Origin of the sequence: Candidatus Tisiphia endosymbiont of Stenodema calcarata, from assembly GCF_964030695.1 — a bacterium.
Taxonomy (GTDB): Bacteria; Pseudomonadota; Alphaproteobacteria; order Rickettsiales; family Rickettsiaceae; genus Tisiphia.
In genome coordinates, this window is sequence record NZ_OZ034911.1 from 1,210,477 (window position 1) to 1,233,252 (window position 22,776).

Consider the following 22,776-nt stretch of genomic DNA (forward strand, 5'->3'; position numbering starts at 1 on the left):
GTACGGATGTTTCCCATAGGCTACGGATGAACTTATGATTAGAAAAAACAATACATAGCAAATTATGCTAAAAATCCGATACATCAATAACCGTCGATACATTACCTTTGAAATTTATAATATCATTATCATGTGTAGCACTAAAATTATTAGAAGTAATTTTACAATTTTTATAAGATAATACCACTCCTGTGTTACTATATGTTTCTTTATTTAGTAGATTCAGTTGGGCTTCTTGTGCTTTTAATGTGCTTTCTCCTAAAAAAAACTGTACATCATCTTTTAATTTTAATATGCGACTACTCTCATTTAATATACCATTTTTTGCACTGATCACTAAGTCTTTGTTGTCATTTATTTTATATGTAGCATTAATTTTTTCTAGTTTATATTGATTACCTAAAGTCCTAACTGCTTGCACAGCCTGAATTTGGTAAGGATTTAAGTTTTTATTGAACCCCTTAAAAATTGAATTTGAAATTTTTATTTCATAATCTTTATCATTTGGATTAAAAGCACTATTGCCACTATTGTCCTCAGTTGATTTTGCATTATTACTGATAGGATTTAAATTTATATAAATAAAATATAAGGTTAATACTATTCCTAAACAAGATAAGATCTTTGATAAACTAATTGAACGTCTATAAGATGAAATGATAGCACTACTACCTTTATCTATGAAGGGAATCTTAACCATAATATTACCAACATTATTATGAACATTCATCAGCTGATTCCTGCCCTAAGTAAGTCATGGATATGAACAATACCAATCACCATATTATTTTCAGTTACTGGTATGCTAGTAATCGATTTACTATTCATTAGACCTAAAGCCTCTCCCGCTAATTTCGAAGGAGAAATTTGTTTTGGGTTAGAAGTCATTACATCGCTTGCATACTTCATATCTATTTTATCATTAATATGTCTACGCAAATCTCCATCTGTTATAATACCAACCAAACTCAAATCTTTATCTACCACTATAGCACATCCAAGACTCTTTTGATTCATAACCAATATAGTATCGGTAAATGAGGTATCAGCATATACTAAAGGCAACTGATCTTTCACCCGCATTAAGCTCTCTACCTTTATAAGATTCGCTCCAATCTTTCCTCCAGGATGATACAGCCGAAAATCATCTTCAGAAAAACCTCGTGCTTCATGTACAGAAGTAGTAAGTGCATCTCCAAGAGATAACATCATTACTGAAGAAGTTGTTGGAGCGGCAATATAAGATGCTTCATTGATTCTTGGTATTAATAATAGGAAATCGCTATTGATTGCTATAGTAGAGTTGGCATTCATAGTCATGGCAATTATTTTTATAGAAAATCTCTTACAATATTTCATTATATCAAATAATTCTTTTGTCTCCCCTGAATTAGACAGCATGAATACTACATCATTGTCAGTTACCATACCAAGATCACCGTGGCTAGCCTCAGCTGGGTGCAGATAAAAAGCAGCCGTACCGGTAGAAGCAAAACTTGCTGCTATTTTATGAGCTATATAACCACTCTTTCCTATGCCGGTTAAAATAACCCTACCTTTACAGTTAATTATATAATCTACTATATTGTTAAAATCACTAGGAATATTATTAGATAATTCAACTAATGCAGCAGATTCTTTTAATATAACCCTTTTGGCAACATCACAATGGTATGGTATTTTCATATAGTGTCCGAATTGTTCAATGATGTTGTCGTAGCTAGAGGAATGACAGAATATTAGAACATATTACACATCAAGCCTGACGCCGAGTGATACATTATGACCTTTATATGCTAATGATTTAATATGATTTTTTATTTCTTTTGTGCTACCAAAATCTTTCCAACTGTAAGCTGCTTCAACTTTTACTCCTGGGGCTAACTTTGTAGCAGCTCCAAGAGTAAGCTGGTAGACTAGGTTATTTTTTTTACCACTAGAAACTGATACACCATTATTCTTAGTAATTTGGTTTTTCAGTTGACCAACTCCAGCACCAGCACCAACAAAAAATTCACAAATACTTATATCAACAATATCCACATAACCATTAAGCATTAAAGTAGCAATTTGAGGCTTAATTTTTGAGTCTGTACCGGCAAAAGAATGCTTAGATTGATGATTAGCAATCCAAGCAAGCATGAGATCAGCTCTAACATTATTTAGAATATAATAACCCAAACCTCCGCCAAGAAACATAGCGGTATTTTGCTTTAATTTTTTATCATTTAACTTAATATTAGCCATTTTATTCGCCCCAACCTCTGCTTTCAAATAAAATTGATTTTCAATAGCCAAAGAGGAAACAGAGAATAAAAGTGAAATAGCTGTAATCGTTACTAAGAGTAAATGTTTCATAATTCTATTTTTTAATTTACAGCTTACTATAAATTAAACTAATCCGCTAGCTTATTTTCAAGATCACCCTACAAATAACAAAAGAAGAGGGTTACTAAAAGCCCTCTTCTTTTGTAGAACAAAAATAATAAATCTATAAATTATTTACTATTAGATATCAAATCTTAAGCCAGCCATTAAATTGTGACCTCTGTAAGCAGTTTTAGGTAGTTTTACAGTCTCCTTCTTATCTTTATTTTTAGAATTTGATTCTCCATAATCTCTCCAGCTATAGGCAAGCTCAACATTCACACCATCAGCCACATTAGCAGAAGCACCAACAGTCAACTGATAAGCAAAATTATTAGCGGGTTTCTTAGTTACAGAACCTTCCGATAGCTTTTTACTGTCTTTAGTTCTTTCCACACTTATCTTTTCTTTTACTTGAGCCATACCAATACCTGCTCCGGCAAAGAATTTAGCAAAACCTGCATCATACAAATCAACATAACCACTGAGCAATAATGACATCACTTGTCCTTTAGCTGTCGCTTTTTCAGTTGCACCCGAAGTTTTAGATATAGAATTAGTAAATTCTGGATTGACTAGGAAATCAAGTGTCAATTCTGCTCTAACATTATCCATGGCATAATAACCAGCACCAAGACCCAAAATCGCGTTAGTTTTAGATTTTAATTTCAAGCTATCTTCTTTCTTTGTTTCAACATCATCCCATTTCATTTTCGTATTATTCAACTTAGTCGCACCACCTTCGGCTTTAATATAAAACTGCCCTACATCTGCAAAAGATGTAGCAGAAGTTAAAAGAGCCGTACTTGTAGCAGCGATTAAAAACAACTTTTTCATAATATTTCTCCTTAAATTATATAGACAAGAATCCCCTTATTAGATTCTCAAATAAGGCCCGTGAAACACAAATCTCTCCAAATCCCACTTAGACCACCTAGTTTGGTATATATAGCATACTATTTCCCTTAGGGCAAACTAAAAACTATTATGAGCATTAATCAATAGTGTTATAGAGATACTTTGTGGTAATAAAAACACAATAGACTGATCTATAGTTAACCCGCAAATGTTTAAGCCATAGTAATGGTGATAGAATTTATGCCATTGCCCTGATATTACGCGAATTCAGGATAAGAATTTGTCAATTCTTATCCCTAATTTATTCAGGCATAACTGAAAATATCTAGCAAATTCTCTACGCTATCTGTGTTCGCAAGCTTGTTATTTTTATATTCTCCACATTTAAGACATTTATGGGTTAGAATTATGCCCTTTTTACTATCGAGTTTATAGGAAACTGGCTGCATTAGTCCGTTACATCTAGAAGCTCTATCCCCAGGGTTAATATCCACATGCTTGCTGTAGAAGCATGTTGAACAATGGTTAGTATAACCATTTCCTTGTACCAATTCACTACATATCTCACAAATAAAATCTTCTTTATTTCTGTAAAACCTTTTTGTAACCATTCTTTAATTTTTTTTGGCAACACATGCTATTTTTTTAGACCCCCTACCTACGCAGGGAACACCCCACAACTGTTGAAAGTTAAAAACCCGTCATTGCGAGGAGACCGTAGGTCGACGAAGCAATCCATATGACAAGCTTCATGGATTGCCACGCTCACGTACGTTCGCTCGCTAATAGACGGTTTAAGCCTTATAACAACGCTTCGTAATGACGATTTTTAACTTTCAACAGTTGTGCTTTGGTCGCGGGAACGCCAATTCTTGAAGTTCTACCTAAGTATACATCGATATTTGAGGTTAACTAATGATAGCAACAACGGGTATATGATCAGAAGGCTTAATTTTTGTTCGTAAACTATAATGCATGTAACAATCATTTAGATAATCTGCAACATTGCTTGATGCAAGTATCATATCAATACGCATACCTTTATTTTGTTCGAAGCAACCTGCTCTATAATCCCACCAAGAGAATTCTTGCTTAGTAGGATTTGATAATCTATATAAATCCTCAAAACTAGAATTTAAAATAATTCTCAGTCGTTGTTTTTCTTCGCTAGTAAAACAAGTAATATTTTGTAACTCTTTTGCGGAGTATACGTCAATATCAAAAGGAGCAATATTAAAATCTCCTCCAACTATCACCTTAGTATCAAGAGATCTCTTGGATTCGAAGTAATTAATTAAATTGTCATAAAATTCTAATTTCATTTTAAATTTATCACTACCTACCAATGAACCGTTAGGTGCATATAATGAAGTGATACTACAAAAACCTATAGGAGTTTGTAGAGATATTTCTATAATCCGTGCTTGATTAGTACAATTAATACCCGGAAAGTCTTTTACCACTTCATCAGCTGGAAACTTTGATAAGATAGCCACACCATTATAGGATTTCTGACCATACACATAGAAATTATACGCTAGATCTGATAGTTCATCAAAAGGAAACTTATCAGTCTCACACTTGATTTCTTGTAACAAAACAATGTCTGGATCTACTTCTGTTAAAAAGTCCCGTAAATGTTGTAGTCTTATTCTTATAGAATTAATATTCCAAGTAGCTATTTTCATTTCTAATTCTTATCCCAAATTGGCTTTAATATTAGTAAATACACCTTCTCTACACGTCATTGCGAGCGAATGTACATGAGCGTGGCAATCCATGAAGCTTGTCATATGGATTGCTTCGTCGACCTACGGCCTCCTCGCAATGACATGATTTAACAATCAGATGCAGAGCAGCCTCAAATCTGATTGTTTCGATAATTTCACCGAATTTTACATCGGCTTAAAAACCATTAAAAAGAAAATAATAACTAGGCTGATAAATGCTGGCCAGCCAAGATAAAACCATAAATTAAATAATTTATAATACTGTGCTGGTAATTGCTCATTATTTTTTAATGTTCTGACTGCAATATTCCGTAATTGTATTTGAATCCATACTACTGGTAGCCAACATGCTCCTGTAATAGCGTATCCTAAATAAGTTAAAATAAGCCATAAATCAAAGAAATCATATCCAACTATATTGATTAATATTATACCGCTAATTGGTTGAATAATAGCACTAGTGGTAGTAAAGAGAAAATCGGCAATAACCGTAGTACGTGCTGCATAAACTTTGGCTGCTAAATCCCCGGTTTTATTCGCCCACCACATAAAAAAAGCAATACCAATACCTGTACCAAACAAAATAGTAGAGCTAATGATGTGAATAGTTTTGACGACAGAATACCAATCCATTATTTATCCTTTTCTATAGCAAGTAGGACAAGAGTAAGAAGTATTATGGGAATATTTTTAGTAAGTGACCCCAAAGGTTCTAGCCATAAATCAGACTTAAGCAAGGTTAGAAAAAATGTATAAGCTAGCATTAATAAAATCTGTAGTATACATACTCCTATAATTCTTGGCTTGATAATCATCAGAGTTCCAAGAATTATATCAGCAAGACAGCTTGAATATAACATAACTTGTGCAATTTGCTTGCTAAATCCTAACTCTGTTATTATTTTCAGACCTCGTTCTGAAGTAAAAACCCCTGTAATGACGCCTGTCATAATCCAAAATAAACCTAAAATGATTTTTAATAGTGGTTTCAACAAAAAAAGTCTTGCATGCCATAGTGATTGGACAGTAAGAGGTTCAGTGGCTAATCCTTGCTCAAAACTTCTTGGAACAACAGAAGTAAAATTGATAAAGTCTTTCTTATCTGCAATATTCGGCTGTAATAACATATTATATGAAGTGCTATTAAGTGGTCCTATACTAAAAAAGTCTCCTAACTTAGCTGCAATTCTAATGAATATTAAAGGAATCTTTATTAGCCTGGCAGTGTCTAGACCAAGCCAGCTCCTAAAATTAATCAATATATCTTTTACTGTAACTATTTCTGGACCAACTATTTTTAATACTCTACAAATTTTTCCTTCTCTTTTAGTACAATTAACAACCACTTTAGTTAAGTCATCCATATGTATTGGTTGGAATTGTTGTGATCCATCTCCTATTAAAGGAATAAACCAAGGTAAAGCTGCAAGAGATCTAAATAATGAAGTGCCTCCATAACAACCACTTGTATACACAAGCGATGGTTGTAAAATCACCCAATCAATATTTTTTAAAGTTTTTAAATAATTGTCAATTTTTTTCTTTGTTATAGCATAGTCAGTAGTTTTCTCATTATCTATACCAAGAGCTGAAATATGAATAATTCTTTTTACTTTAGCTAAAATACATGCATCAAATAAAGCTTTTGGACCAAAGAAATGAACATTCTCTATTTTGTTGTTATTAGTTGAAGTTAACACTCCGGATACATTAATGACTACATCAATATTTTGTAAATTGTTAAGCCACTTTTGTTGATCAGTATCATTGTTAAAATCACAAGCTAAAATTTCTAGGTTAGGGAATTTTCTTTTAGTAGCTTTTATATCTCTAACTGCACAAACTACATCATGATTATCTTTTAATAACTCAGCGGTGATATATGAACCAATAAAACCATTAGCACCTACTACTAAAACTTTCACCCTATCCTCTCTATAACATAGCAAATTCAAATCAACTGATTGTATAAACCTCAATTTCGGATTAATTTCATTAATCCGAAATTGGAATGAGAAAGTAAACAATCAGGCTTAAAGCGGTTTGACGCCTGATTGTTAAATATTTCATTTGCTAATAATCTTATTTTTATATAAATAAAAATAAGATTATTAGCGATAATAGATTAAAATGCATTCGTAGAAGCACTTCAAGAATGCATTTTTCTGATATTATAGCCAGTTTTGGATTAAAATTTTTAATTTTAATCCAAAACTGAGGTTATAATAACATAAAATAACTAAACACTAAGTACATTAATCTCAATTCGATATAAAAATTATTTAACAAATTATATCATTTGGAAGCTCTTTCTTATTTATAAATTAATAATTTGATCTTGACAGGGTAATAGTTTTTATTAATATTACAGGTATATTCGATGCTTTTGAAGAATTGCCTTCGTAAATACTTGCGAATTCTTGATAGTAAAGTATATATAATAATCTAAATCAATAATTAAAGTAACAGTATGCATTTTATGTTATACGAGGATATTGATAATTTACACAATATCACTGATATTATTAGTACTAAATTGCAAGAGAATTTTATAGTAGCGAAGATATCTTGCAGATTAAAAGACCCTTATTCTATCGTAAAGAAGTTGGTAAGAAAAGGTATTGGTTTTTATCAATTAACTGACCTCATTGCTTTTAGAATTATAGTTGATACGCTAGAAGACTGTTATAAAGTACTGGATATTATTAATGATATATATCCTAGTAACCATGAAAAATATAAAGACTATATTGTTAATCCCAAAGATAACGGCTATAGTTCCTTGCATATTGTGACTACTATTGGTACATCTAGACGTAATGTGGAAATACAAGTACGGACTAGTCAAATGCATGATATAGCAGAGTTTGGCATCGCTAATCATGGTGAATATAAAGAAGCACAAGAAGCAAGGATAAAAAAATTATTTTCTCCAGAATTACTTAATATAATTGTTCTTCACATCGGACTAAATAATTTATATAAACTTTTTGAACAATTTAATTGGACTATGTCTGAACTGGTTGCTTACGAACAAGAAATTAAAAATTTTTGGGATAATTTTCAAGATAACTTGCAAACAATACAAGAACAATTTATAAAAGAAATAAATAATGTAGAACCGTTAGAGAGAAATTTTGTCTAATTAATCCAAGGTTGGCGGTTGGCTATAGTCAATTCAGGAGGATTTGGTGCTAGGAGCGATGGAGCGACGCCTATATGTAATAGGCGAGCGACGAGTGACGACGTCACCAACTTCTCATCAATTGACTATAACTCTATAAATATTTGTGGGTAATAGTAAACTCTACTGTCTGGAATAACGTCCATAACTGTCGAAAGTTAAGAAATCGTCATTGCGATGAGCTTTGTAAGCCCTAAACCGTCTATTAGCGAGGAGTCGCTGTAAGCGACGACGTGGCAATCTTGTGAAGAAGAGTTTACTTCATAAGATCGCCACGGCGTCTGTCAACGCCTCGCGATGACGATTTTTAACTTTCAACAGTTATGGGATAACATCAGAGTTGGTCATGCCAATCATTATAAAACTTGCCTAAATCAAGTCTTATTCTTTTCGATCGCTCAGCAGTGATTATAGAATATATTGTTTCAAGAGTGGTATCAAAATCATCGTTAATAACCACGTAATCATATTGTTTGGCATAATACACTTCTTTAGTAGCCAATTTCATACGCAACTTTATTGATTCTTTACTATCTTGCCCTCTATTTTTAATTCGTTGTTGCAAAATACTAGGACTCGGTGGCAAAATAAAAATTGTAATTACATTTGGCAAGGTTTTTTTTATTAGCTTTGTACCTTGCCAATCTATATCAAACAAAACATCTAACCCTTGACTTAGTAAGTCTTCTACAACTTTTTTAGGTGTTCCATAATAATTATTGTAAATATTTGCATATTCAAGAAATGCATCTTGCTCAATTAATTTATTAAATTCCTCTTTGGTCTTGAAATAGTAACTTACTCCATCAACTTCATCTGTTCTTGACCTTCTAGTAGTTGCAGAAACGGACAATCTAAGATTACTATCAATTTTTAAAACTGCTCTAGCTAAGCTAGATTTACCAGTAGCCGAGGGCGAAGACAAAATAATAGCTAATCCTTTACTTCTGAGAGATAGTAGCATTCTTGGTGAAACCTTTATATAGCAATAGAATTTTATCTTTTAATATTAATTTTTGTTTCTTTAACTGCCTGACTTTAGTATTATCTTGCAAATGCAAAAATCCGGTATTTATTAGTCTTTCTAAATCATTATGTTTTTTTTGTAAACTTTGTATGTGGCTCATGAGACTCATTTGCAAACTCCATAATCAGTTAAAAGCTTGGTTTTTTGTAAACCAAGCATCATTTTAATATAAGCAAACACACTTTGAAAGGAAAAAATATAGCTATGACTAGCGATAATAAAAAAAAATTGCTTGTGGCAATCTCTGGAGCTTCTGGAGCAATATATGGTATAAGGTTACTTGAAATTCTGAGGCAGATAAATATTGAGAGTCATCTAATTATTTCAAAATCTGCTCATCTTACCATATTACATGAGACGAATTATTCCATAGAACAAGTAAAATATCTAGCAGATTACTGTTACAATCTTTCTGATATTGGTGCTAGGGTTGCTTGCGGTGCTTTTAGGACATTTGGCATGATAATAGCCCCATGTAGCATGAGAACTCTTGCATCAATTGCTGGCAGTATTGAGAATAATTTAATCAGTAGAGCAGCAGGGGTTACACTAAAAGAACGAAGAAAACTGGTGTTGATGATAAGAGAGACTCCTTTACATCTAGGTCATTTAGAAAATATGTTAAAAGTAACGAATTATGGTGGGATAATTGCACCTCCAGTACCTGCTTTTTATAGTTTACCTAAAACCTTGGATGACATGATAAATTACTCAATTTCGCGGGTTCTTGATATTTTTGATATTAATACTGATTTAATAAAACGTTGGGATGGTATGCCTACAAAAATTTAAAATCTATTAGTGCTTGAAAAATATCTGCTATAATTGCAGTGACGTCTTGAGGGTCATATATGCAACAAAGTTTTGAAAAAATACTAAAAGGCTATCAGCTATTTAGAAAAAAATATGCTTATGGTAATAAATCTATTATGCAGAGTCTATCCCGGGATGGTCAACAACCAAAGATTATGGTGGTTGCTTGTTGTGATGCACGAGTAGATCCGGCATTAATACTACAATGTGATCCAGGGGATTTATTTGTTGTACGTAATGTAGCAAATATTGTTCCTCCTTACGAAAAAGATGGATCTCATCATGGCACAAGTGCTGCCTTAGAGTTTGGAATATGCTTTTTGAAAGTTGAACACTTAATTATATTAGGACATAGCCAATGTGGAGGAATTCAAGAATTATTAAATAGTGACGATAGAGTGCAAAATGATTTTATAACCAACTGGGTCTCTCTGATAAAAACACCTAATTTTAGACATCATAATGTTGATGATTATACAAAATTAGCACTTAAACAATCACATCAAAATTGTATGACGTTTCCATGGATTAATGAACTAGTGACCAAGAAAGAGCTAACTATTCATTTATGGTTTTTTGATATAAAAACTGGACAAATTTTTACTTATTCTGATAAGCAACAAACATATCTACCCCTTGCTTAGGTTCTTGAGCATACTCAGGTATACTCGGTGAACTTCAAGAATTGGCGTTCCCGCGACCAAAGATCTCCGCTGCTCACGTACTAATGTACGCTCCGCTGCTCGACTTTGACACTCCTAGCTCTTCTTGAAGTTGACCTTCGTCTACCCAACTCTTGAAATCATAGCAGTATAAAAAGATTCCCGCGACCAAAGATCAAATACAGTCATGTATCCGGCTTATAGCAAAGTAAATTTTATTAATAGATATCTTTGGCAAACTCGCTTATTAGAAATCTAAAATTAAAAAATTAGACTAAAAAGCAGGATTATTAGAATTAGTATTTATCTAGTATTTATTAAATTGACCATTTTTATAATTTTAGTTACTATGTATATAGTTGTATCTTTATATTAATCTTAACATTATCGGTATATATTATGACAGCATTAAAAAGTTATATAGATAGTAATGGGAGACTTGCTATCCCCGCTAAAATTAGAAAAAAACTGCATCTTAAAGCTGGTGATGAAGTGTCCATTAAATATAAAGATTCTGAATTAATAGTTTCGACTTATCATGCTAATATAGAAAAAGCTAGAAATATTTTAAGTAAATACAAGAATATTGATTTACAAAAAGAGCTAAAACTGATGAGGAACGAAGATGCAAACAAGTTCTAAATCTCTAATCAAGACTAAGAAATTTTTATTAGATACATCTGCAATCATTGCCTTATTAAAACAAGAATCAGGTTATAAAATATTAGAGGATGTTATTGCAAGTAGTGCCTTATCATCAGTTAATTTAAGTGAATTAGTTTCTGTCTTAACTAGATCTAATATAAAAGAAAATGAAATTGATACAATCATAACAGATATAGTTCCAGACATCATACCATTTTCTGAAAGTATAAGTATCAAAGCAGGTAAGTTAATAAGTTTAACAAAAGATTATGGTTTATCTTTAGGTGACAGAGCATGCATAGCAACTGGTGGTTATTATAATATGGAAATTTATACTACTGATAGAATTTGGTTAAAATTATCTGATAAGCTTCCGGTAAAAATTACTTTAGTACGTTAATAAAAAGATGTCATCCCTACAAAAAAGCAGAGGGATGACATCAAAGTACGCGAATTCAGGATAAGAATTAACTAATTCTTATCCCGAATTGGGGTTTATTCGTATGAAGAAATGAGCGTTAGAAGTCCATACCGCCCATGCCGCCCATACCACCACGTGGCATAGCAGGTTCATCTTTATCAGTTGGTTCATCAATAATAAATGCTTCAGTAGTAATAATCAAAGAAGCAACTGATGCTGCATCTTGCAAAGCTGTACGTACAACTTTTGTTGGATCGATAATACCAGCCTTAATCATATCAACATAAGTCATGTCTTGAGCATTGAAGCCAAAATGTTTGTCTTTACTATCATTAAGTTTTCCAACTACAATAGCTCCTTCCACACCAGCATTTTCTGCGATTTGTTTTACTGGAGCTTGCAATGCCTTCTTAACTATGTTAATACCAGCCTGTTGATCTTCGTTAGTATTTTTTAACGATTCTAAAGCTTTTGCTGCATAGAAAAGAGTGACCCCACCCCCTGCAACAACACCTTCTTCTACTGCAGCTCTAGTAGCATGCAGGGCATCCTCGACACGATCTTTCCTTTCTTTTACTTCAACTTCGGTAGTACCACCAACTTTTAAGACAGCTACACCACCAGCAAGTTTAGCCAAACGCTCTTGTAATTTTTCTTTATCGTACTCTGAAGTAGATTCATCAATTTGTTTACGAATTTGTGAACAACGAGTAGCGATATCCGCCTTACTACCAACACCATCAATTATGACAGTATTTTCTTTAGAGATGGTAACTTTTTTAGCAGTACCCAACATTTTGATATTAACATTCTCAAGCTTCATACCAAGATCTTCGCTGATAAGCTGACCATTGGTTAAAATAGATATATCTTCCATCATGAGTTTTTTTCTATCTCCAAAGCCAGGAGCTTTAACTGCCGCAACTTTTAACCCACCACGTAATTTATTTACTACTAGAGTAGCCAGTGCTTCTCCTTCTACATCTTCAGCGATTATAAGTAAAGGACGTCCTGATTGCATTACCGCTTCAAGTACTGGTAACATTTGTTGTAAATTTGATAATTTCTTTTCAAATAGTAAGATAAAAGGATTTTCCAATTCTGCTACCATCTTTTCAGAATTAGTAACAAAATATGGTGATAGATAACCTCTATCAAACATCATACCTTCAACTACATCTACTTCGAAACTAAAATTCTTGGCTTCTTCGACGGTAATTACTCCCTCTTTGCCTACTTTTTCCATAGCCATGGCAATTTTTTCACCAATTTCTTTATCACCATTTGACGAAATAGTACCAACTTGAGCAATCTCCTCTTGGCTACTGATCTTTTTACTTGCTTTCCTAATTTCTTCAACTACTAGGTTAACCGCTGAGTCTATACCGCGTTTTATATCCATAGGATTAAAACCGGCTGCTACGGCTTTATTGCCTTCTCTTGCTATTGCTTGAGTTAGCACAGTTGCGGTAGTTGTTCCATCACCAGCAACATCAGATGTTTTGCTAGCCACAGATTTCACTAATTGAGCTCCCAAATTCTGAGCTTTGTCTTTTAGTTCAATGGCTTTTGCAACAGTTACACCGTCTTTGGTTAGCCTTGGTGCCCCGAATGATTGTTCAATTGCAACATTTCTACCTTTTGGACCTAATGTTACTTTTACGGTATCAGCTAAAATATCAATACCTTTTAGCATTTGTTCACGTGCATGTAAGCCGTGTTTTATTAATTTTGCTGCCATATATATATTCTCCTTACAATAAATAAATTATTAACCAATTATGCCCATGACATCACTTTCTTTCATAATGACCAAATCTAAACCATCAACTTTTACTTCAGTGCCAGCCCATTTGCCATAAAGTACTTTATCTCCTACTTTTATTTCTAATGGATGGACAGTACCATTCTCACTTTTTGTTCCCTTACCTACAGCTACTACTTCACCTTGTATTGGTTTTTCCTTTGCTGTATCAGGAATAATAATTCCTCCACTTGTTTTTTCTTCTTGTTGAATTGGTTTTACCGCAATTCTATCGTGCAATGGTCTAAAAGACATTCTTACCTCCATAGATTTAATACTTAATAATGTGTATTCTATATATGCTTGATTTTATAACAGTTCAAGGGGTAAAAAGAAAAATTTTTAAGAATAATCGCTGTGAGCAAATTGTGTGTAATACTCGATAATCAAGTTTTTCCTTAACCGTCATAGCAAGGATCTTTAGATGCCGTGGCGATCTAGGTAAACAGCGAAGCTGTTTTTTTAGAGTAACGCTTCGCGTATACTGGATTGCCGCGTCGCCGCTTTTTCGCGGCTTCTCGCTAATAGACGTATTTTTTAATAATTCTAAAAAACTTGATTATCGAGTAATACCTTTTTTATCCTCGCATAAGTTTTTCTATTATTGACTTTATAGGAGTATAGTTTAAAATTAAAAATGAAGTAACTGCAAAGTTACTTTGGGGTGTAGTAACCTCTTATAGCATCGGAACACATCTGCCGAATAAAGGTGTAATCCTCGATTGTTATGGTCGGGGAGATGTTAGCTATGTTCAGGGTTTAAGGTGTAAACCTTAAACCTAAAGGCTAGCGTAGCTGTTATGCTATACAGTTTACTAACTCCCCGATCGCCAAAGTAATCTCTCAAGGTTCTTTGGTGGTTAAAACTTGATAACTTTAAGTTTAATCATAAAGGGGATACTGCTATGACATATACAACAACTTTACCTTCTGAAGCAATCATCTTTCTTGATCCAGCTTATGACCATCCTAAGGATCTAAAACTTAGAGATGATGTTAGTGCTACTAGTGAACAAGATGGATTAACAATAGTTGAAATTATCGAATCTAAAGGACCTTATGACCACAGTACTTTTGGTAAGTTAATCCGCCGAGTAATGAGCTGCAATAATAAGCCTGTCATCATCCTAATTAACGAAGATATACGGCATACAACAATTAACACTCTACTTTGGTCTGTACTTGGTACTTTGTCATCTGCCGGCCTAATTACCGTTACTACTTACGAAAGATCCTATAAAAAAGTACTCTTGAAAAAAGTAAATATAGAGGATGATTATTTTTTATACGTGGCTGCTACTTACTGTAAAAACCATTATAAATTTGCTAATGAACTATTAAATATTTAATACAGATGAATAATATACTACTCGTAAATGAAGAGTTGATATACGATAGAATCAAAATCCTGATAGTAGCAAGAGTCAAATGGTCTAGGTGCTAGGCGTACATATAGTACGTGGCTACCTACGAATACGTCTATAAAAGGCGTCTATAAAACGTCATTGCGAGGAGACCATAGCACAACTGTCGAAAGTTCAACAAACGTCATTGCGAGGAGACCGTAGGTCGACGAAGCAATCCATATGACAAGCTTCATGGATTGCCACGCTCACGTACGTTCGCTCGCAATGACGGTCTAGGGCTGACAACGCTCATCGCAATGACGTTTGTTGAACTTTCAACAGTTGTGGTATAACCACAAAGCTGAGCTTAATTATAATGATCTGCAATACCTAAAAGGTGGTTATTCTCATCAGATTCTACTGATCTTGAAACATCAGGCACTACTGCAGCATATGGAGGAGGTGGGGCAACAGGTTTACGAGGTTTCAGATGAGAGTACATTGTATTGGATGTAGTTGTAATATTATTTTGAGGTAGTTGCAGGTATGAATGTTGATCAAGTGGTAGTATACTAGGTTGTGTAGAATCTGCTGCTGGATGGTTGTTATTAGTAACATACATATTATTACAGTTACTTGATCCTTCAAGAACAGTTGATAGGGGTAGTGCTGGAGCACTTGGTTCACGCTCACATTCAGCTTGATGTGCATCTAGTATTACTTTATATTCTTCCCGTTTAACTTCTAAATATTTATCCAAATTTTCAAAAAAAGTATTTTCTGTTATCCATATTCTACTTATCCATGGTGCCCCCTTCTTAATTATATAGCTCAACCCAGCAATCTTCAGTGCTTCCTTAAAATCATGTTGGTCAATACATTTAAGTAACTTTCTAGCTTGAATTATTTCGTATATTTGGTCACTGCGTTCTTTAAACTTTTTACAATCAACTGTATTATACTTTGATAAGACAGATTGTTGACCATACAGACCCTTTAAACTAGCTTTTAATTCCCGACTAGCTGATGATCTATCTTCCGTAGTTTCTACAAGATTACAACATTCCTCCAAATTAGCAGCCTGCAATATCTCATGAACAGTACTATCAGTAGCAAACAACTTTATAGCTCGTTCTGTCTTATCAATTTTATTCTCAAGTAATTGTTTTGCGGTAGAAAGCCTTGCTAATAGCGTACGATCTTTTGACATAATAAACACATATTAAGATTATATTAATATGCAAGATTTAGTAACAATATAGTTAAAATTAGTTATATAAATTGTCATATTTATATCATGATAACTCACCTTACGCGTAACCCCCATGGCAATTTAAAAGTCATAGAAAGAACAGCCTAGCGCTATTAGCGAGAAGCCACTTTGTGGCGACGAAGCAATCCACAAAAAATATAATAAGTAATTTGGATTGCCGCGTCGCCACAAAGTGGCTCCTCGCAATGACGTTTAACTAAAAGCTGTATACAGCTTACTAATTTTGTGTGCATCACCTAGCACTACGTAGTCTTGCTAATAGACTCTTGTACTTTTCTGCAATTTTTAAATGCTATACGTAAGGTGAATGATAACATACAATATAAATCACATACTCTTTTGTTTCATTTTATTTTTCTTAATGGCATAGCTAATCAGCTCATCAATAACATTGTTTCTTATGGCTACTGCAATATCTACTTCATTTTTTTTCTGAATTTCTTGCCTTTTCGTCTTATCAATTCTTTTTGATTTTACATAAGCAAAATACGCCTTATCTTTTGACTGAAAAACTGGAGTATTGGAATCAATGTTAGCATTAAAAATTGCTGATAGTAATTCTGCTGGTAATTGCTGATTATTGTGAACTTCATACCTAGAAAAAGTTGCAGCTTGGTTGGTAGTAATGTCTAGAGGTTTTTTACTTTTACCAGGTTTATATTCTTTAGCAAGACTCTCTATGTTTCCTAAATTTATCTTTCTAATATATTGCTTATACCATAGTTCATATACTTGATCCTTGACTGCCGAGAATTCTTGTAGCTTACTTGGCTGAATAGATTTAATCTCAACCAATATAAAAGCTCCTTGATCAGTTATCTCCATTGGATATGATAATTCTCCTTCTGCAAGATCAAAAATACTGTCAGCATTTTGGCCAAGATCAACATACCATTCGCCTTTCAAATGTTGGCGTTGTGGCACGATGGTACTTCGCGTAGGAACAACGGTTTGACTACGCCCAGTCCGCTCACCACTCGCAGGCTTAGCCAAATCTTGAAATTCATCTTGTATATTATTAGTTAAATCCTTATAGCTTACAGAATCCAAATTTTGTATTGGTAATTCATATTTTCCAGCAATTTCTGTTAAACTTGAACCAGCTGCTACATCATCCTCTAAATTTTTTGCTAACAGTAGCTTCAGCTCTTCTATTTTTTGTTGTTGCAATAATTCATTAACCTGTTTTCGTACCTCGCTAAATTTTTTATTAGCAAATTCTTCTTGGTTATCCTGATAAAACTTCAATAATTCTTCATCGCTATTATGAATTTGCTTACCTAACACTTCACTTGATATTTTTACATAAGAAAAGCTACGTTTTTCCGGTATTTCAAATAACTCTTGATTTTGCTTGTATAGTTCTTCTAACTCGACCGAAGTTGCATAAGTCATAAACGCACCTTTAGGCTGAGCTTTTAGGTCAATTTGTACAAGGTCGACCTCTCTTGTTTCAGCCATATAGTCTACGATATTTTTGACCATTATTTTTGGTGTTTGAAATGATTCTATAAAAATACTAATTAGAGTATTCTTTAAGGTATGTTCTTTTACGTCAGATACATAGTCCTCCTCATTAATATAAGAATTTTTTAAAAAACCTTTAAAGAGTGCTATGTCAAATAGACCTTGCTCATTCTTAAAATTAGCAGATTCTTTAATAAACTGAATCACAGTATCATCAGTTATATCTAGATTATAATAGTGTACTAAATAGTTCATAATGCGATTATTGATAAGTTTTTTAATAATAAAATTATCAATATTCAACTGCTTTATATCTTCTTCACTAAGATGTGTTCCAGTTTGTTTTTGAATAACACGAATTTGTTCGGCTTTTGCTTTTAGAAAATCTTCTTCGCTAATAGTTTTTGCATCAGAAAATGTAATCAAATCAAAATTATTGGTAGTCTGTAATACATCTTTAATTCCCCATCCAACAAATGCAAAGGCAATCATTCCAAGTAAAACACGCATTACAAAACTATCAGCAGCGTTTCTAATATTATTTAACATAAATATAAATTTTTCTCTTCAAGTTTTTGTAGTATACTAAAATAGTATACTACAATAGTTCTGTACACTAATATCTGCAAGCGATTTTTATGAAAAAACTTATTATTGCTAACTGGAAAATGCATATAAGTTTAGATGATGCATTTAAATTTTGTGCTAGGCTGACAGAGCAGCAACATAACAACAAATTTATTATAGCTCCTCCTGCTCCCTATCTTGCTTATTTATCTGATAAATTCAAATCTATAGAGTTTTGTGGACAAAATGTCAGTCAATTTGAAGGACAAGGAAGTTATACGGGAGAATATTCAAGCCTACTACTGAAACTAAGTGGTATTAATTACGCTATTGTTGGTCATAGTGAACGTAGAAGTCTCTTTCAAGAATCCAATGAATTAATCAGACAAAAAGCAGAGAATTGCTTAAACGCCAAGATTAGCCCTATTATTTGTATCGGAGAAGACCTAGCTACACGAAAAAATAATAATTATAAAAATTTTTTATTAAAACAATTAGTGGAATCCCTGCCAAATGATACAATAGGGGAGGGGATAGATGTGATAATAGCGTATGAGCCGATTTGGACTATAGGAACAGGCATTATTCCTAACCAAGAAGAATTAATAGAGATATTTGATGTCCTCAATTATTTTCTTCAGCAAAGCCAAATTGCAAATAATGTTAGCTTAGTGTATGGTGGATCTGTAAATTTAGGTAATATAGAAAAAATATTAAGTGTACAGAATATTGATGGGGTTATGATTGGCAAATCTTCACTTGATTATCAAATTTTAGTTCAAATATTAAATTATAGGTTTTTTAGAAAATGATGAATATATTACTTTTTGTTCATATTGTAATAGCAATACTGCTAATTATCGTAATTCTGATGCAAAAGACTGGCAATGATGGATTAAGTGGTATGAGCGGTGGTAGTGGTAATATGGGTGTTGTAACAGGCAGAACTGTAGCTAATTTCTTGACTAAAACCACGGTAGTGCTTGCCACCTTGTTTATAATTAATGCTATTATTCTTGCCAATCTGTCTTCTAAGAAAAACCTTGGGATAATTAAGAAAATTGAGCAAGTTGACGATAAACAAGAAGAGTCTAGCTTGCCAATTGCCAAGTAAAATTTAAGGACTAAGTTATGCAAAAAATAATTGATTTACATAATATCAAAATTGGTAATACCCTACCATTTGTGTTTATTGCTGGACCTTGTCAAATAGAAAATCTAGATCATGCATTATTTATGGCTGACAAGCTTGTGACCCTTACTGCTAAACTTAACATACCCTTTATCTATAAATCGTCATTCGATAAAGCCAATAGAACTTCAATAAATGGTATCCGGGGTAGCGGTCTTGAGAAAGGGTTGGAAATTTTGTCTAAAGTAAAAACAGCCTTTAACTGCCCTATTCTTACTGACGTTCATACAGAGAATCAGTGTGCTAAAGTTGCTGAAATTGTTGATATAATCCAAATCCCTGCCTTCTTATGTAGACAAACAGATTTACTGCATGCTGCAGCTATGACTAATAAGGTTGTTAATGTTAAAAAAGGTCAGTTTCTTGCCCCTTGGGATATGAAGAATGTGTATGCTAAACTTGAAGCGTTTGGTGCAAAGAATATCATGCTTACCGAACGGGGTGCATGTTTTGGTTACAACACACTAGTATCAGATATGCGTAGTTTGCCAATTATGGCAGAAACTAAGACCCCTGTAATTTTTGACGCGACCCATTCAGTTCAGCAACCAGGTGGCATAGGCAATAGTAGTGGTGGCGAAAGAAAATATGTTGAAATATTAGCAAGGGCAGCTGTTAGCGTTGGATTAGCAGGTGTTTTTATGGAAGTTCACCAAGACCCAAATAATGCCCCAAGTGACGGACCTTGTATGATCAAGCTGGATGATTTAGAACCTATATTGGTTAGGTTAAAGAGCTATGATGAGCTAACTAAAGCAATATTTAAGGTATAACCTAACCTCAAGTATTGATATAAGACATCGGTTTAATAGCCTAGGGTGTCCCTGCACCCATAGTATACTCAAATGATTTGAAGAATTGGATTTGAAAATGAATGGTGAGCAAGCGGAGCGTACATATAGTACGTGAGCATGCGAATCCATGATATTTTCAAAAAACAATTTTTCAAAGCAGAAGAGTATACCTACATTTTTCTATAATCGTCATAGCAAGGCTCTTTAGATGCTCTAGGTAAACAGCGAAGCTGTTTTTTTAGAGTAACGCTTCGCGTATCCTGGCACAACTGTTGAAAGTTAAAAAACCGTCATCGCGATGAGCTTTGTAAGCCCTAAACCGTCTATTAGCGAGGAGTCGCTGTAAGCGACGACGTGGCAATCTTGTGAAGAAGAGCTTACTTCATGAGATCGCCACGGCGTCTATCGACGCCTCGCGATGACGATTTTTTAACTTTCAACAGTTGTGCGTATCCTAGATTGCCGCGTCGCCGCTTTTTCGCGACTCCTCGCTAATAGACGCTCGGAAGACCTCTTAACAGCAGCAGCATAAAAAATGGTACTATGCTGTAATTTATACAACAAGATTAGAAGATATTGCATCTTTTTAAAAATAAAAAATAGTAAATGCTTTAAACAGTCGAAATTTTAGTTTAAAATGACTTTAGAATTAAAATATTGTGGTTCTTATGGAAGATATTAACTATTGGGATAATTCAAGATACCAATCTTGTGCATATGCTGAAAGGTTGCTTAATGAATTAATTTTGCTAAATGAAAAAGTAAAGCAACCAATAGACATGTATGAAGTCAAAAAAGGCATCTACTATGCTAAAAAATATCATGGTAGTCAAATGAGGCAGTCTGGCGAGCCATATTACTCGCATCCAATAGAGGTGGCTTATATGGTTGCCCAGTACACAGCCCTAGAAATTCCACGATTGTTTAGAACCGACATTATTGTGACTGCGTTACTACACGACACCATTGAAGATACACCACTTACCGAAAAGATGATTGCCTATATTTTTGGCAGTCAAGTGGCTAGTCAAGTGCAAGACTTAACTAGGGTTAAACCTCATGGCAAGATTAACTCGGCAGAAACACTAGATTTATTAATTCAGCAAAAAAAACATGATGTAGCACTGATTAAACTTTTTGATCGGATTCATAATTTAGAAACTGTTGGTGTAAAATCTCCTGAAAAAATTAAGAAGATTATAGAAGAGACGGTAATACATTTTGTAACTTTAGCTATACATTTAGAAATACCAACAATAACAAAACAAATTATTGAACTATGCTGTCAACATTTATCTATTAAACATCCTTTATTGAAACAATGGAAAATTATGGTTAAAGATGATTTTCAGTTTCCCGAGACAACTTCTCAAAATGAAGTAGCCCAAATATATAACCAATACTTACTGGGATCATAATAAATAATAATCCTGGATAGCCAAAATATGTTGTTAAATAAATTAATCCAAAAGAACAAACAATAAAGACACCAGCCCGAGAAAAAGCATATATTAAACCGCTACATGTAAAACGTTTAAAGATAGGAAGGGCTTTAAGAATGATAGGAACAGCTGGTATAGTAGTTGGAGAAAAGACAACAATAAAACTCTGAATTAATAACATATTAAATGAGTTAGTGACATTTTTCAGTAAAAATGGAAAAATAAATAACTTTACTTTTAGTAATTTTAATGGATGTATTTTGTAACTTAGCCAAGCTAACATGCACCAAGGAAAAATTTGTATTATTGAGAGCATTAAATTTTGATGAATCACTTGTTCTGTACTAAAACAGAAAGAATTTTTTAGAATAGTACCACAAAAAAAATACGCAATGTAGAAATTTAATGGCCAAGAGCAATCTAATAAGAAATAAGCAAAGGCTGTTTTCTTATTCACCTTTTCATTAACAATGGGGTTATTATTTAATTTTTTAATATCCATATTAGCTTTTTCAAATACCCTTTTTAACTGAAGTTTTGCATCAGCAAATTCCGGAGTTTCTATTAAAATTCTTCTAGCAGTTCCTCCAATTATGGCTATTATTGTTCCAAACCAAAAAGCTATCCGCCAATTTACATTTCCTAAAGTTGCAAAACTTGCAACAATTAAGGCAATTGTTGTGCCTAAAAGCCCCATTACTTCAATAGTTGCTACAGCGGGATATTGAGCAGGCGGTTTCGTCATTTCTGTGACGTAAACCTCCGCACCAACTATTTCCCCAATAGAAGAGAGCCCCTGCATAACACGACATATAACCATACATACAGAAGCAGTATAACCCCATTGAGCGTAAGTTGGGAGATTAGCCATAGTGAAGCAACAGGCAGCCATAATACAAGTAGTTATAATGAAAGTTGATTTACGCCCTATATTGTCTCCTATATATCCAAATATTAATGCTCCTATAGGTCTAAGCACATATGATGAACAAAAAGCAGCTGCTGCGAGCAAAGTGGCAGTACTAGGATCTGTTTTTGGGAAAAATATCTCATTAAGGAATGTAGCCATGTGTACGTAAAGCATAAAATCAAAAAATTCTAAAAATGTGCCAATGGACAGCAATCCTACCGCTTCTTTTTGTTCTCTAGTTAAGCTTCTTTGTTCTTGCTGATATTTTAACATT

Annotated in this window: 26 protein-coding genes; 11 read left to right on the forward strand and 15 right to left on the reverse strand. The window is 33.5% G+C overall.

Annotation, left to right across the window (positions count from 1 at the left end; translation table 11 throughout):
- Positions 1-67: 67 nt before the first annotated feature.
- The 8 genes from lptC to ACQH1W_RS05760 all read right to left on the reverse strand — a co-directional run bounded on the left by lptC (position 68) and on the right by ACQH1W_RS05760 (position 6,880).
- Complete coding sequence (lptC, locus tag ACQH1W_RS05725; RefSeq protein WP_375332778.1) at positions 68-730, reverse strand: LPS export ABC transporter periplasmic protein LptC; 663 nt, start codon at positions 728-730, stop codon at positions 68-70.
- Complete coding sequence (locus ACQH1W_RS05730) at positions 730-1,686, reverse strand: KpsF/GutQ family sugar-phosphate isomerase (RefSeq protein ID WP_375332777.1); 957 nt, start codon at positions 1,684-1,686, stop codon at positions 730-732. Before ACQH1W_RS05730 ends, lptC begins: the two co-directional genes overlap by 1 nt.
- Positions 1,687-1,749: 63 nt before the next feature.
- Complete coding sequence (locus tag ACQH1W_RS05735; protein WP_341762609.1) at positions 1,750-2,358, reverse strand: outer membrane protein; 609 nt, start codon at positions 2,356-2,358, stop codon at positions 1,750-1,752.
- Between the two features lie 150 nt (positions 2,359-2,508).
- On the reverse strand, positions 2,509-3,204 hold the full coding sequence (locus ACQH1W_RS05740; protein WP_375332776.1) for an outer membrane beta-barrel protein: 696 nt from the start codon (positions 3,202-3,204) through the stop codon (positions 2,509-2,511).
- 326 nt (positions 3,205-3,530) lie between these two features.
- Positions 3,531-3,836 (reverse strand): RNHCP domain-containing protein, encoded by a 306-nt coding sequence (locus tag ACQH1W_RS05745; protein WP_341762611.1) that lies wholly within the window; start codon positions 3,834-3,836, stop codon positions 3,531-3,533.
- 297 nt (positions 3,837-4,133) lie between these two features.
- Positions 4,134-4,913 (reverse strand): exodeoxyribonuclease III, encoded by a 780-nt coding sequence (gene xth / locus ACQH1W_RS05750; RefSeq protein WP_341762612.1) that lies wholly within the window; start codon positions 4,911-4,913, stop codon positions 4,134-4,136.
- A gap of 207 nt (positions 4,914-5,120) precedes the next feature.
- Positions 5,121-5,588 carry a DUF2269 family protein gene (locus ACQH1W_RS05755; protein WP_375331482.1) on the reverse strand — a complete coding sequence of 156 codons (468 nt, stop codon included), beginning with the start codon at positions 5,586-5,588 and terminating at the stop codon, positions 5,121-5,123.
- On the reverse strand, positions 5,588-6,880 hold the full coding sequence (locus ACQH1W_RS05760) for an NAD(P)H-binding protein (protein WP_375332775.1): 1,293 nt from the start codon (positions 6,878-6,880) through the stop codon (positions 5,588-5,590). The genes ACQH1W_RS05755 and ACQH1W_RS05760 overlap by 1 nt, the downstream gene beginning before the upstream one ends.
- A gap of 554 nt (positions 6,881-7,434) precedes the next feature.
- Between ACQH1W_RS05760 and ACQH1W_RS05765 the strand changes: the two genes are divergently transcribed.
- Positions 7,435-8,100: a bifunctional (p)ppGpp synthetase/guanosine-3',5'-bis(diphosphate) 3'-pyrophosphohydrolase gene (locus tag ACQH1W_RS05765; RefSeq protein WP_341761688.1), complete on the forward strand. Its 666-nt coding sequence runs from the start codon at positions 7,435-7,437 to the stop codon at positions 8,098-8,100.
- Between the two features lie 18 nt (positions 8,101-8,118).
- Positions 8,119-8,253, forward strand: a complete 135-nt coding sequence (locus ACQH1W_RS05770; RefSeq protein WP_375331484.1) for a palindromic element RPE2 domain-containing protein — start codon at positions 8,119-8,121, stop codon at positions 8,251-8,253.
- A 220-nt stretch (positions 8,254-8,473) separates the two neighbouring features.
- Here the strand turns inward: ACQH1W_RS05770 and gmk are convergent, their stop codons facing one another.
- Together gmk and ACQH1W_RS05780 are read right to left on the reverse strand one after the other, a co-directional pair.
- On the reverse strand, positions 8,474-9,103 hold the full coding sequence (gmk, locus tag ACQH1W_RS05775; RefSeq protein WP_342278233.1) for a guanylate kinase: 630 nt from the start codon (positions 9,101-9,103) through the stop codon (positions 8,474-8,476).
- Entirely contained in the window at positions 9,081-9,266 is a 186-nt protein-coding gene (locus ACQH1W_RS05780; protein WP_341755487.1) for a DUF465 domain-containing protein, read from the reverse strand. The genes gmk and ACQH1W_RS05780 overlap by 23 nt, the downstream gene beginning before the upstream one ends.
- Before the next feature lie 104 nt (positions 9,267-9,370).
- On the opposite strand from ACQH1W_RS05780, the gene ACQH1W_RS05785 reads away from it, so the two are divergent.
- From ACQH1W_RS05785 to ACQH1W_RS05800, 4 genes are all read left to right on the forward strand, one after another.
- Positions 9,371-9,958 (forward strand): UbiX family flavin prenyltransferase, encoded by a 588-nt coding sequence (locus tag ACQH1W_RS05785; RefSeq protein WP_342279177.1) that lies wholly within the window; start codon positions 9,371-9,373, stop codon positions 9,956-9,958.
- A gap of 59 nt (positions 9,959-10,017) precedes the next feature.
- A complete protein-coding gene (locus ACQH1W_RS05790) occupies positions 10,018-10,623 on the forward strand; it encodes a carbonic anhydrase (RefSeq protein WP_425360990.1) in 606 nt (201 codons plus the stop codon).
- A 417-nt stretch (positions 10,624-11,040) separates the two neighbouring features.
- Positions 11,041-11,283, forward strand: coding sequence for an AbrB/MazE/SpoVT family DNA-binding domain-containing protein (locus ACQH1W_RS05795; protein WP_341747931.1), 243 nt, complete (start codon positions 11,041-11,043; stop codon positions 11,281-11,283).
- Positions 11,267-11,686, forward strand: coding sequence for a type II toxin-antitoxin system VapC family toxin (locus ACQH1W_RS05800; RefSeq protein WP_341762617.1), 420 nt, complete (start codon positions 11,267-11,269; stop codon positions 11,684-11,686). The genes ACQH1W_RS05795 and ACQH1W_RS05800 overlap by 17 nt, the downstream gene beginning before the upstream one ends.
- Positions 11,687-11,804: 118 nt before the next feature.
- Here the strand turns inward: ACQH1W_RS05800 and groL are convergent, their stop codons facing one another.
- Positions 11,805-13,448: a chaperonin GroEL gene (gene groL, locus ACQH1W_RS05805; protein WP_425360991.1), complete on the reverse strand. Its 1,644-nt coding sequence runs from the start codon at positions 13,446-13,448 to the stop codon at positions 11,805-11,807.
- A gap of 30 nt (positions 13,449-13,478) precedes the next feature.
- Entirely contained in the window at positions 13,479-13,766 is a 288-nt protein-coding gene (locus ACQH1W_RS05810; protein WP_341762618.1) for a co-chaperone GroES, read from the reverse strand.
- Between the two features lie 650 nt (positions 13,767-14,416).
- On the opposite strand from ACQH1W_RS05810, the gene ACQH1W_RS05815 reads away from it, so the two are divergent.
- Positions 14,417-14,860 carry a hypothetical protein gene (locus ACQH1W_RS05815; protein WP_375332773.1) on the forward strand — a complete coding sequence of 148 codons (444 nt, stop codon included), beginning with the start codon at positions 14,417-14,419 and terminating at the stop codon, positions 14,858-14,860.
- Between the two features lie 364 nt (positions 14,861-15,224).
- On the opposite strand, the gene ACQH1W_RS05820 is transcribed toward ACQH1W_RS05815, so the two are convergent.
- Complete coding sequence (locus ACQH1W_RS05820; RefSeq protein WP_375332772.1) at positions 15,225-16,067, reverse strand: hypothetical protein; 843 nt, start codon at positions 16,065-16,067, stop codon at positions 15,225-15,227.
- Between the two features lie 390 nt (positions 16,068-16,457).
- Positions 16,458-18,146 (reverse strand): peptidylprolyl isomerase, encoded by a 1,689-nt coding sequence (locus ACQH1W_RS05825; protein ID WP_375332771.1) that lies wholly within the window; start codon positions 18,144-18,146, stop codon positions 16,458-16,460.
- A gap of 89 nt (positions 18,147-18,235) precedes the next feature.
- On the opposite strand from ACQH1W_RS05825, the gene ACQH1W_RS05830 reads away from it, so the two are divergent.
- From ACQH1W_RS05830 to ACQH1W_RS05845, 4 genes are all read left to right on the forward strand, one after another.
- Positions 18,236-18,976, forward strand: a complete 741-nt coding sequence (locus tag ACQH1W_RS05830; protein WP_425360992.1) for a triose-phosphate isomerase family protein — start codon at positions 18,236-18,238, stop codon at positions 18,974-18,976.
- Complete coding sequence (gene secG, locus ACQH1W_RS05835) at positions 18,973-19,278, forward strand: preprotein translocase subunit SecG (RefSeq protein ID WP_341755495.1); 306 nt, start codon at positions 18,973-18,975, stop codon at positions 19,276-19,278. The genes ACQH1W_RS05830 and secG overlap by 4 nt, the downstream gene beginning before the upstream one ends.
- 17 nt (positions 19,279-19,295) lie before the next feature.
- Positions 19,296-20,129 carry a 3-deoxy-8-phosphooctulonate synthase gene (gene kdsA, locus ACQH1W_RS05840; protein ID WP_375332770.1) on the forward strand — a complete coding sequence of 278 codons (834 nt, stop codon included), beginning with the start codon at positions 19,296-19,298 and terminating at the stop codon, positions 20,127-20,129.
- A gap of 689 nt (positions 20,130-20,818) precedes the next feature.
- On the forward strand, positions 20,819-21,568 hold the full coding sequence (locus ACQH1W_RS05845; RefSeq protein ID WP_425360993.1) for an HD domain-containing protein: 750 nt from the start codon (positions 20,819-20,821) through the stop codon (positions 21,566-21,568).
- On the opposite strand, the gene ACQH1W_RS05850 is transcribed toward ACQH1W_RS05845, so the two are convergent.
- Positions 21,486-22,775, reverse strand: coding sequence for an MFS transporter (locus ACQH1W_RS05850; RefSeq protein ID WP_425360994.1), 1,290 nt, complete (start codon positions 22,773-22,775; stop codon positions 21,486-21,488). The genes ACQH1W_RS05845 and ACQH1W_RS05850 overlap by 83 nt on opposite strands.
- Position 22,776 lies beyond the last annotated feature (1 nt).